This window comes from Gordonia sp. (in: high G+C Gram-positive bacteria), from assembly GCF_049299075.1.
Lineage (GTDB): Bacteria > Actinomycetota > Actinomycetes > Mycobacteriales > Mycobacteriaceae > Gordonia.
This window is the reverse complement of record NZ_JBAQWU010000066.1, coordinates 1-10,867: the sequence shown is the minus strand read 5'-3', so window position 1 is coordinate 10,867 and position 10,867 is coordinate 1. Positions and strand designations below refer to the sequence as shown.

Genomic DNA, 10,867 nt, shown 5'->3' with positions numbered 1-10,867 from the left:
CAACCCCCCCCGCGACCCCGCGAACTCAGGGGGTGTCGGGGTCGGTGAGGCCGTGCTCCATGGCGTAGCGGGCCAGCTCGACGCGGTTGCCGAGGTGGAGTTTGCGCAGTGTCGCGCCGACGTGGTTCTCCACGGTGCGCGGGCTCAGATGTAGGCGTTCGGCGATCTGCTTGGATGTCAGCCCTGTGGCGACGAATCGGAGGACTTCGGTCTCCCGCTCGGTGAGGGTCGGCGCGGTGTCGGTGCGTGCCGGTTCTTTCGCGATCCGCCGGTACTCGCCGAGCACCAGACCGGCCAGGCCGGGCGTGAACACCGCGGTGCCTTCGGCCGTCGCATTGACCGCGTCCACCAATTCGGCGCGTCGCGCGCTCTTCACCAGGTAGCCGGTCGCCCCGGACTTGACCGCTTCCAGCACGTGGTCGCGCTCCTCCGAGGCGGACAACACCAGCACGCGTGACGTCGGGGACACCGCGAGCACCCCGGCCGTCGCCTGCGCGCCCGTGCCGTCGGGCAACTGCATGTCCATCAGCACCACGTCTGGCCGCACAGCCTGGGCCACCGCGGTCGCGGCGGCCACGCTGTCGGCGGTAGCGACCACGTCGAAGCCTTCCTCGGTGAGGTCGCGGGCCACGCCGTCGCGCCACATCGGATGATCGTCGACGACCATCACGCGCAACGCCGCCGAGCCTGCCGCTGAGATGTCGGTCATGTCGATCCTTCCTCCCGGAGCGCTCACTCCGCGTCGCCGACCGGAATCGTCAGCTCCCATTCTGTGCCCGCGCCGGGCGTGGAATCTAGCGAAACACGGCCGCCGAGCGCTTCGATCCGGCCGACGATCGAGCGGCTGACGCCCATGCGGCCTTCGGTAGCGGCCTGCGCCAACCGTCCGTCTTCGATGCCGACACCGTCGTCGCGGAGGCTGAGGATCACGACGTCGTCGAGGTCCTCGAGGAGGACATAGCTGTGGGCGCCCGCGCCCGCGTGCCGCGCCGAGTTGTCCAGGATGTTGGTGACCGCCGCGAGCGCTTCCTCAGCGACGGTGCGAGGCAGCAGCACCGAATCGGCCGGTGTGCTGATGGAGACCGAAGCGCTGGCGAGCGCGCGGAGAGCGGGTCCGATGTCGAGGCGTTCGGTCGACCCTTCGACAAGCTCAGGGAGCGGTTCGACAAGCTCAGGGAGCGGTTCGGCACGCTTTCGGTGCGGTTCGGCACGCCGGTGGAGCGGTTTGCCGATCGCAGGGGTGGTCTCGTCGACTTCGGCGATGAGCCTGCGCAGCTTGCCCTCCTGGGTGGCCGCCAGTTCGGCGAGATCGCCGGTGGGTCCGCCGATCTCGCGTCCGCGCCGGGCGATCAGTGCGAGGGTCTGCAGCACGCCGTCGTGCACATGTCGGGCCAGCCGTTCCCGCTCACCTGCCCGGGCGGCCGCCTGCACCGCGGCGGTGAGCTTCGCGTGCGTCAATCGGGTACGCGAAGCCGCCAGACCGATCGCCAGGCCCGCGATCACCAGCAGCAGGAACGTGGCGTTGCGGCCGAAGTTCCAGAAGATCTGTCCTTTGACGGCGAAGTTGGCCAGGCCGATCACCACACCCGCGCCGCCACCGGCGACCGTCCCGCCCAGCAGCGCCGCCGAGAGCACCGGGCTGGCTGCCCACAGCGTCGTCGGCCAGGTCTGATTCTCCGCGATCCACTCGCTGCTCGCGACGAACGACGTCGAGAGCATGGCACCGGCGAACAGTGCCAGCTCGGCGATGACGAACGACCAGCGTCGCCCGAAACCCATGAGGTAGCCGGCGGCGAGCGGTACGTTCAGCAGCGCCAGCACTGCGAAAAGCGCCCAGGTGACACCGGGCCGCGCCAGGTCGCTGTTGACGGCGATCTGGAAACCGAGCGCATAGAGAAACGCGACGAGCCGAAAGATCTGCGCACCGCGCCACAGTGGACCGACCGGATCGACGTCATCGCGCCGCTGCCACGCGGCGGGGAACAACCGGTCCAGCCTGGTCGTCACGGCGATGCGTTTGGGCGCGGTCACGTCCGGATCCCTTCCCCGGTCCTAGAACTGACGATCGGTGAACGACGGCGCCTGCCTGGTCAGCCCGGCCTTCCGGGCGATGGCGTGGTTTTTGCCGGACAGCAGTCGGATTTGCAGCGCCTGCTCCACTGGGAACGCAAACCGCGAGCCGTTGTACCAGGTCTGCTCGAACAACCGCTTCGATGCGGCGACCGAATCTGGGGATCGCTCCCGCACCGCGGCGATCAGCTTGTGCGCCTCGGCAAGCGGATCGTCGGCCACTGCGCTGACCAGCCCCCACCCCAGAGCTTCGGCGGCGCTAAAGGTTTCACCCGTCATCGTCAGTCGCTTGGCGACGTCGATGGTGGTCAGCTGTGCGATGCTCGCCGATAGCGACATGTCCGGGATCAACCCCCAGCGCGCCTCCATAATGGAGAAGTCCGCCGACGGCGCCGCGAACCGGAAGTCCGCGCCCAGCGCGATCTGTAGGCCGCCGCCGTAGCAGTGTCCGGAGATCACTGCGATCACCGGAACCGGCACGTTCCGCCAGGCCCAACTGGCGGCTTGAAAAGTGTTGGCCGCGGACCGACGTTTGGGTACCAGCGCCCGCATGATGCGGCTGCGCTGGTCCGCGGTGGAGGCGAAGTCGAGTCCGGAGCAGAACGACTCGCCGTCGCCCGAGATTACGACGGCACGCAGCGAACGGTCTTTCGCCGCGCGATCGGCTAGGCGGCTCAGGCCGTCGATCATGTCCAGGGTCAAGCCGTTGTGCTTGTCCGGACGGTGGAGGAGCACGTGGGCGACGTCGCCCTCGACGCCGTAGTTCAGGTGCTCGAATGCCTTGTCACTCAACGGCTTTCCTTATTTACTTGTGGCGGTCAGGTGAGGACAGCGTTGCGGCAGGCGCCGATTCCAGCGATCTCGGCCACCACGGTCTGGCCGGGCTTCAGGTAGGTCGACTCGTCGCCGGTGTGGGCGGGGGAGCCGGTGGCGATCACGTCACCGGGGTTCAGTTGCAGGTACCGCGAGACGTGGCGGACTACGCGCACTGGGTCGAAGTGCGCCTCGACGGTGCTGCCGCTCTGCACCGGCGTGCCGTCGACTCTCGCGGTCAGTGTGAGTTGCGGTGCGGTGCCACCGGGCAGCTCATCCGGGGTCACCAACCAGGGGCCGATCGGAGTGCTGTGATCCCAGATGGTCGCCGTGCCCCATTGCGTGAATTCGAAGCCGAGGTCGCGGTCGGTCACGTCGTTCAGGACGGTGAACCCGGCGATTGCGGCGGCGGCCTCGTCGTCGTCGGCGTGCCGCACCGGTGCGCCGATGATGATGCCAAGCTCGACGGCAGTCTGCAGTCGGTGCGCGTCGGCGGGTTGGACGATCGGATCGTTCGGCCCAATCAGCGCGCTGGAGAATTTGGTCGATAAGCGCGGGCGCTCGGGCACGCGGACGCCGAGCAGCGTGTGCTGGTCGCCGTAGTTGTGCGCCACACAGACCACCTTGTCTGGATGGGGCACCGGCGGCGCGAAGTCAGCGCCGGCGAGTGCGTAGGTGGTGCCGACGGTGGCCGCGGCCACCGTGGTCAGGCCGTCCGGGTCGGCGAGCAGCGCGCCGACGTCGTCGTAACCGAGGTCGAGCAGTACGTCGGTGCCTTCGGACGTGATGCGTTTGACGGCGTGCGTGCTCGTCCCGGTGCGGATGGTGGCCAGGTACATGCGATGCCTCATCTTCTCGTGGACTCTCTTGATCATTCCATCAGGTGGCGTTCGGCTGCGGGGCCCTCTGGAAGTGGCGCAGATCACTCAACTATTGAGTGAAACACAGTCAACTTCGGGAAGATATGCGGAGTTGGTGGAGTTACACCTAGTGAGAGACCTGAGTGACTAAGACTCAAGCCCGCTTGACGGCCATCGAAATAGCGCCTACAAGTTGAGTGTGCGGCACTGAGGTTTCTGAAGCCACAGGTAACCCGGGCCCGCAGGCCCACCGAAGACGAACAGGCCCGACCGGGCCGTCAATTGGGAGGAACACATATGTCACGTGCTGTCGGAATCGACCTCGGCACCACCAACTCGGCCCTGGCCGTACTCGAAGGTGGCGAGCCGGTAGTCGTCACCAACGCCGAAGGTTCGCGGACCACGCCGTCCGTTGTTGCCTTCGCGCGCAACGGCGAGGTCCTGGTAGGTCAGCCCGCCAAGAACCAGGCCGTCACCAACGTCGATCGCACCGTGCGTTCGGTCAAGCGCCATATCGGCGAGGACTGGAGCACCGAGATCGACGGCAAGAAGTACACGCCGCAAGAGATCAGCGCCCGCACCCTGATGAAGCTCAAGCGCGACGCCGAGGCCTACTTGGGCGAGGATGTCACCGAAGCAGTTATCACCGTGCCGGCCTACTTCAACGACGCGCAGCGTCAGGCCACGAAGGAAGCCGGTCAGATCGCCGGCCTCGAAGTTCTGCGCATCGTCAACGAGCCGACCGCGGCCGCCCTTGCCTACGGTCTGGATAAGGGTGGCAGCGAGCAGACCATCTTGGTCTTCGACCTCGGCGGCGGCACCTTTGACGTCTCGCTGCTGGAAATCGGCGACGGCGTCGTCGAGGTCCGTGCGACCTCGGGCGACAACGCGCTCGGTGGCGATGACTGGGATGAGCGCATCGTCAACTGGCTCGTCGACAAGTTCAAGGCCACCGCAGGTATTGACCTGACCAAGGACAAGATGGCCCTGCAGCGACTGCGTGAGGCTGCCGAGAAGGCCAAGATCGAGCTGTCGGCCTCGCAGAGCACCACCATCAACCTGCCGTACATCACGGTGGACGCGGACAAGAACCCGCTGTTCCTGGACGAGACCCTGACTCGCGCTGAGTTCCAGAAGATCACCCAGGACCTGCTCGATCGCTGCCGCACCCCGTTCGAGGCAGTGATCAAGGACGCTGGCGTCAGTGTCAAAGACATCGATCAGGTTGTCCTCGTCGGTGGCTCGACCCGCATGCCGGCCGTCTCCGATCTGGTCAAGGACCTGACCGGCGGCCAGGAGCCCAACAAGGGCGTAAACCCGGACGAGGTGGTTGCCGTCGGCGCTGCCCTGCAGGCGGGTGTCCTCAAGGGTGATGTCAAGGACGTGCTGCTGCTCGACGTGACTCCGCTGAGCCTCGGCATCGAGACCAAGGGCGGCGTTATGCACAAGCTGATCGAGCGCAACACCACCATCCCGACCAAGCGCTCGGAGACCTACACCACGGCCGAAGACAACCAGCCGTCGGTGCAGATCCAGGTGTACCAGGGTGAGCGCGACATTGCGACGCACAACAAGCTGCTCGGCAGCTTTGACCTGGGCGGCATCGCTCCGGCGCCGCAGGGTGTCCCGCAGATCGAGGTGACCTTCGACATCGACGCCAACGGCATCGTGCATGTCACCGCGAAGGACAAGGGCACCGGCAAGGAGAACAGCATTCGGATCCAGGATGGCTCGGGCCTCTCCAAGGACGAGATCGACCGGATGGTCAAGGACGCCGAACTCCACGCCGAGGAGGACCGCAAGCGTCGCGAGGAAGCCGAAACCCGCAACCAGGCCGAGTCGCTGGTCAACCAGACCGAGAAGGTCCTCAAGGACAATGAGGACAAGCTCCCGGCGGATGTCGTGGCAGACGTGAAAGCGGCTGTGGACGAGGCCAACGAGGCGCTCAAGGGCACCGACTCGGCCACCATCCGCAGCGCGATCGAGAAGCTGTCCGAGCGCTCGCAGGCGATGGGTCAGGCGATCTACGCGAACGCGCAGGCCGATTCGGCGGCCGACTCCAGCGGTGAAGCCGCTGGCGGTGACGACGATGTCGTCGACGCCGAGGTGGTGGACGCCGAGGTCGTTGACGATCCGGCAGACAACAAGTGACCGAGCCGTTCGCCGGCCAACCCGGCGCACGCGAGGACGACATCGTCGTTGAAGCCGAACTCGCTGACGCTGCCCCCGACGCGGAAACCCAGGTTCCCGCCGACGGGGCGGCGCCCGGCGCTGAGCAGGCGCAGATCGCCGAGCTCACCGAGGCGCTGCAGCGGGAGCGTGCTCAGTTCCAGAACTTCAAGCGGCGCAGTGCCGAGGAGTTCGCGCAGGCCGCGGCGGGCGGTAGGGCTCGTCTACTGGAAAAGCTGTTGCCGCTGCTTGACGATTTCGATCGGGCCCGCGAGCACGGCGACCTGGAAGATGGTCCGCTCAAGGCGTTCGCCGACAAGCTTGTCGGCGTGCTGTCCGGAGAGCAACTCGACAAGTTCGGCGAGCCGGGAGATCGGTTCAACCCGGAACTGCACGAGGCGATCCAGGACGAAGGCAGTGGCGTCGATCCGGTGATCGGCACCGTGTTCCGGCCCGGCTACCGGGTGGGGGACCGAGTGCTGCGCACCGCGATGGTCATCGTCACCGACCCCGAGCCCGCGGCGCCGGGCGCCGAGACCCCAGGGCAGGCGTAGTGAATCGGGTGCCGATCGCCGGGCAAATCTGCCCGGTGATCGGCACCCGATCATCGCGCGACTACCGAAGAATTTCTCGCTCAGCTACGGGGAGTGCTGAGCGATATGAGCTGACACTGGTCAGCAGCCCCACGAAGAATAATTAGCGAAACAAGGAGGTGACGCCGGATGGCGGTACAACGCGAATGGCTCGACCGGGACTTTTACGCCGACCTGGGCGTCGCTTCGGATGCATCGGCGGCCGACATCAAGAAGGCCTACCGGAAGCTCGCGGCCCAACTCCACCCGGACCGCAACCCCGGCGACAGTGCTGCGGAAGAGCGTTTCAAGAAGGTTTCCGAAGCGAACAGCGTGCTGTCCGATACAGCGAAGCGCAAAGAATACGACGAAGCTCGCGCCCTGATGTCCAGCGGCCGGTACCGCGGTGGCGACTCGTTCGGCGGCGGTGGTTTCGGCGGCGGCGGGGGCGGATACACCACCACCGGTGGATTCGACATGGGCGACCTGGGTGACTTGTTCGGTGGCGCAGCCTCCGGCGGGGGTGGGGGCTTTGACCTGGGCGATCTGCTCGGCGGCATGGGCCGATCGCGCGGGCGCACCCAACAGCAACAGTCGCAGCGCCCGCGCCGCGGCAACGACTTGCAGGCCGAGACCACCCTGAACTTCCGCGACGCGGTCACCGGCAATACGATTCGCCTCGAAGTGACCAGTCCGTCGCCGTGCACGTCGTGCCATGGCAGCGGTGCGAAGTCCGGAACCAGTCCGCGGACCTGTCCGTCGTGCAACGGCACCGGCTTCATACACCGCGACCAAGGCCACTTCGGGTTCGCCGAGCCGGACCCGGAATGTCAGGGCACTGGCACCCGGATCGACAAGCCCTGTGCGCAGTGTTCAGGGACTGGCGTGCAGGTGCGCAAGCGGTCGATCAACGTCAAGATTCCGGTCGGCGTCGAAGACGGTCAGCGCATTCGACTGACCGGCCAGGGCGAGGCCGGACGGCGCGGGGCGCCGTCGGGTGACCTGTACGTGACCGTGCACGTGACCCCGGATCCGGTGTTCACCCGGTCCGGACACGACCTGAAGGTCACCCTCCCGGTGAGCATTTCCGAGTTGGTGCTGGGCGCCACCGTTTCGGTGCCGACGCTCGACGGAACGGTCGGTGTCAAGATCCCGCCGAACACCGCCGACGGCCGGGTGCTGCGGCTCAAGGGCCGCGGTGTGCCCAAGCGGGCGGGCGGCAAGGGTGATCTGCTGGTGACGGTTAAGGTGGCCGTCCCGCCGAAGCTCGACGATGCCGCGCTCGACGCGATGAAGACGTACGCGGAAGCCGAGAAGGCCGCCGGCTTCGATCCGCGGGCGGACTGGGGTCGGTGATTCGCCGTGCGGAACGACGATGGACGTGAAGTCACGTATCTGATCTCGGTAGCAGCAGAGCTCTCCGGGATGCACGCGCAGACGCTGCGGACCTACGACCGCCTCGGCCTGGTCTCGCCGCAGAGGACCAGCGGCGGCGGGCGTCGATACTCCGCGCACGACGTCGAGCGGCTCCGTGAGATCCAGCGGCTCTCGCAGGATGAGGGGGTGAACCTCGCCGGAATCAAGCGGATCATCGAGCTCAGTGACGAGCTGGCGAAGCTCAACCGTCAGCTCAGCGAGTTGCATCGGCGCGCGTCGCCGAGCGTCCCGCGCGGCGAAGTGGTGCACGTACAGCGTTCCAACTCCGTCGTCGTCTGGGAGCCTCGCCAGCGTCGTCGCCGGGACTGACCGCCCTCAGTCGTGGACCGGGTCGCTCTGCATCTGGTCGCTGGGTACCCCGGCGAGGCGCAGTTTGAGTTTGGTGGACGTGATCATGTCGGCCGGGCCGGCGATCAGCACCTGGCGGCCGGTCCAATCGCCGTAGCGCGCCGCGATGTCGCCGACGCGGCCATGCAACACCTCGAAGCCCCACTGATGTGGATCGGGCGCGGCCGGCAGCCACCACGGGTCGACGGTCTCGTCGATCACGGCGGTCACCGTGAGCCACGGATTGGTGGCGGCGAGCTCGCGCAGCATGCCCAACTCGTACAGTTCCCCCGGGAAGCGCGCTCCATAGAAGAGGTGTGCCGGGGGCGCGTCCGCGTTCATGGCCGCCGACAGCAGAAGGGCGCGCAGCGGTGCCAGGCCGGTACCGCCGGCGACCATCAGGACCGGCTGACCCGGCTCGACATGTAGTGTCCCGTGCGCCTGTGCGAACGTCCACACGTCGCCGGGCTGTGTCTCCTTCACGATCGAGGTGCTCACGTGTCCGCTGGGCACCGACCGCACATGAAACTCCAGTTCGCCTGCCAGATTCGGCGGCACCGAGGGGGAGAGGCTGCGCCACGCGTGCGGCCACTGCGGAATCTGCGTTTCCAGGTATTGCCCGGCCTGAAACTCCGGCATCTCGTCGACGGCGATGAGACGGACGACGGCGCGCTCCCGGTTGATCCCGAACTTCTGCACCACCCGGGCTCGCCAGGTGGCCGGGCCTTCGGCGCTCTGCGCGGCACCGCGCATCACGCCGGTGGTTAGGAGCACCGCCTGCGCCACGGTCTCGGCGGATTCCCGGTTCCAGATGTCGGCGAGCTGCACCGCAGCCTCGCTGACGAGCGCCTGCGCCATCAGGTCGTAGTGCTCTGCGGTGACGCCGTACTTGCGGTGATCCCGGCCCAGTTGGGCGAGCAGCTCAATTAGCTCGTCGTGCCCATCCGGGGCGGGCAGGACCTCCAGCACGTGTTCGAGGATCTGCGAGAAGACCTCGCGGAGGTGACTCAAGTGTGCCGGGAACATGTCGCGGACAGTCGGCGCCGATCCGAACAGGCGCGCAAAGACATTGCGCGCGAACGTATCCGGGTCGGCGGCGATCCTATTGCGCAGCGTATGGAGCACAGGCTCTCGGGGCAGACTCACGCGTCAATAATAGTCCTGCCGCCACGGATTCGGTGATCGTGAACAGATATCGGTCGACAGTTATGGCACGCTTGACGACGTGGTGACGTTGGTGGGGAAGGTGCCGGGCATTGTCGATACGCGCGCGCATTTTTTCAATCCGCGCACGCCGCCCTGGAGTCTGCAACGTATCGGCCGGGTTACCTCGCCACTTCTTCGGGCGCTGCCCACTCCGTTGGTCCGGCTCGCCGCGAACTTCACCCAGGAACACAGCATCACGAGCACCGCGTGCGCCGGTGCACTGACCCGCCGTTACGAGCTTTCGGACTACCGCAACGATCTGGCCGGGCTGCAGAGCGTGGCCGGGGTGCCGGTGACGTCGGTGATTCCGGTCGATTCGCAGTGGCGCCGCCGCGTCTCGCCGGAAGCGACGATGGGGGCGATCGAGCGGGATCTGGATTGGCTGCGCCGTCAGCCGTACGGCCAGGACGGTGCGCCTACGCTGGGCGGCCTCGTCATTCCGCTCGACGAGCGCATCGCGGGGTTGGGGATCGGTGAGCTTCTCGAGGCGGACGACGGACTGATCCGTGGTGTCCGACTTCGATGGGGCCGGCACCCCGATCCGCTGGTGCACAACTGGACGCCGACGCCGGAAGCGATTGCCTCGGCGACCATCGAAGCAGCGATGCCGGACCTGATCAAGCGCGGGCTGGTGATCGAGAGTCTTTGTTACTCAACGCAGTTGGGGGAGTTGTCGGCCCTCGTGCACCGCTTCCCAGAGGCGACGTTCATCGTCGAGCATCTTGGCTTGCCTGCCGGGGTATTCGGGCCGATCGGGAGTAGTGCCGGTTCCACCGCGGCCGCCCGCGCGGACATCCTCAGTCTCTGGCGCGAGCGCATGTCGATGCTCGCCGCCGAGCCCAATGTGTTGGTGAAGATCAGTGGGATCGGATCGGCACTCCTGGGTTACGGGCAGCAGAAGGCGGGCAATATCGGTGGACAGCACATCTTGGCCGACATGATCGGACCGCTGGTGCTGCACGTGGTCGACCGATTCGGTCCGGGGCGGGTGATGTTCGGTTCCAACGCTCCGCTCGACGACTGCAATGCGAGCATTGGGGTGACCGTCGGCGCCCTGCTCGATGTGCTGTCCGATCGTGGGGACTATCTGCTGGCGCACTTCTTCCATGACAACGCTAAGCGTGTGTACCGGATCGGATCCGCTCCCTGAGTCGGTTGACCGGTGGTCTGGTCAGGGCATCGGTTGCGGCCACAGCGGATCGCCCGGCCCTATGTCGAAGGTGCACTGAGCCGGTCGGGGATCGGGTACATAGGCCCACAGAAGTGCGCCGGCGGTCCCCAGCACGCGCAGCTCGGCGATGGCCGTGCGGATTGCGGCTGCGCGCTGGTCGAGCGGAAGGCACGAGCCGCCCTTGAGTCCGATCTCGGCGACGAAAAGCGGCTTATTTAGTGCGCGTGCAGTGATCATCCGGG

General features: G+C 66.7%; 10 protein-coding genes and 1 pseudogene. 5 read left to right on the top strand and 6 right to left on the bottom strand.

What is annotated here, in order from left to right; genetic code table 11:
* Positions 1-25: 25 nt before the first annotated feature.
* From WAW85_RS02435 to WAW85_RS02420, 4 genes are read right to left on the bottom strand one after another with little or no spacing between them, the layout of a single operon-like run.
* Positions 26-709, bottom strand: coding sequence for a response regulator (locus WAW85_RS02435; RefSeq protein WP_422558068.1), 684 nt, complete (start codon positions 707-709; stop codon positions 26-28).
* 23 nt (positions 710-732) lie between these two features.
* A complete protein-coding gene (gene macS / locus WAW85_RS02430) occupies positions 733-2,031 on the bottom strand; it encodes a MacS family sensor histidine kinase (protein ID WP_422558067.1) in 1,299 nt (432 codons plus the stop codon).
* 21 nt (positions 2,032-2,052) lie between these two features.
* Entirely contained in the window at positions 2,053-2,862 is an 810-nt protein-coding gene (locus tag WAW85_RS02425; RefSeq protein ID WP_422558066.1) for a crotonase/enoyl-CoA hydratase family protein, read from the bottom strand.
* Positions 2,863-2,888: 26 nt separating this feature from the next.
* Positions 2,889-3,722: a fumarylacetoacetate hydrolase family protein gene (locus WAW85_RS02420; RefSeq protein WP_422558065.1), complete on the bottom strand. Its 834-nt coding sequence runs from the start codon at positions 3,720-3,722 to the stop codon at positions 2,889-2,891.
* A gap of 318 nt (positions 3,723-4,040) precedes the next feature.
* On the opposite strand from WAW85_RS02420, the gene dnaK reads away from it, so the two are divergent.
* From dnaK to WAW85_RS02400, 4 genes are all read left to right on the top strand, one after another.
* Positions 4,041-5,894, top strand: coding sequence for a molecular chaperone DnaK (gene dnaK / locus WAW85_RS02415; RefSeq protein ID WP_422558064.1), 1,854 nt, complete (start codon positions 4,041-4,043; stop codon positions 5,892-5,894).
* On the top strand, positions 5,891-6,466 hold the full coding sequence (gene grpE, locus WAW85_RS02410; protein ID WP_422558063.1) for a nucleotide exchange factor GrpE: 576 nt from the start codon (positions 5,891-5,893) through the stop codon (positions 6,464-6,466). The genes dnaK and grpE overlap by 4 nt, the downstream gene beginning before the upstream one ends.
* A 168-nt stretch (positions 6,467-6,634) precedes the next feature.
* Complete coding sequence (gene dnaJ / locus WAW85_RS02405; protein WP_422558062.1) at positions 6,635-7,840, top strand: molecular chaperone DnaJ; 1,206 nt, start codon at positions 6,635-6,637, stop codon at positions 7,838-7,840.
* Between the two features lie 6 nt (positions 7,841-7,846).
* Positions 7,847-8,230: a heat shock protein transcriptional repressor HspR gene (locus WAW85_RS02400; protein WP_422558061.1), complete on the top strand. Its 384-nt coding sequence runs from the start codon at positions 7,847-7,849 to the stop codon at positions 8,228-8,230.
* Positions 8,231-8,236: 6 nt separating this feature from the next.
* Here the strand turns inward: WAW85_RS02400 and WAW85_RS02395 are convergent, their stop codons facing one another.
* Complete coding sequence (locus WAW85_RS02395) at positions 8,237-9,394, bottom strand: FAD-binding oxidoreductase (RefSeq protein ID WP_422558060.1); 1,158 nt, start codon at positions 9,392-9,394, stop codon at positions 8,237-8,239.
* Positions 9,395-9,473: 79 nt separating this feature from the next.
* On the opposite strand from WAW85_RS02395, the gene WAW85_RS02390 reads away from it, so the two are divergent.
* Positions 9,474-10,604 carry an amidohydrolase family protein gene (locus WAW85_RS02390; protein ID WP_422558059.1) on the top strand — a complete coding sequence of 377 codons (1,131 nt, stop codon included), beginning with the start codon at positions 9,474-9,476 and terminating at the stop codon, positions 10,602-10,604.
* Between the two features lie 21 nt (positions 10,605-10,625).
* Here WAW85_RS02390 and WAW85_RS02385 read toward each other — a convergent pair.
* Positions 10,626-10,867, bottom strand: a pseudogene (locus WAW85_RS02385) (beta-mannosidase); the annotation flags it as partial.

Excerpts from the sequence above, each read along its gene's own strand:
- WAW85_RS02435 (WP_422558068.1), bottom strand. The coding sequence starts at position 709 with ATGACCGACATCTCAGCGGCAGGCTCGGCGGCGTTGCGCGTGATGGTC.
- dnaK (WP_422558064.1), top strand. The coding sequence starts at position 4,041 with ATGTCACGTGCTGTCGGAATCGACCTCGGCACCACCAACTCGGCCCTG.
- dnaJ (WP_422558062.1), top strand. The coding sequence starts at position 6,635 with ATGGCGGTACAACGCGAATGGCTCGACCGGGACTTTTACGCCGACCTG.
- WAW85_RS02420 (WP_422558065.1), bottom strand. The coding sequence starts at position 3,722 with ATGTACCTGGCCACCATCCGCACCGGGACGAGCACGCACGCCGTCAAA.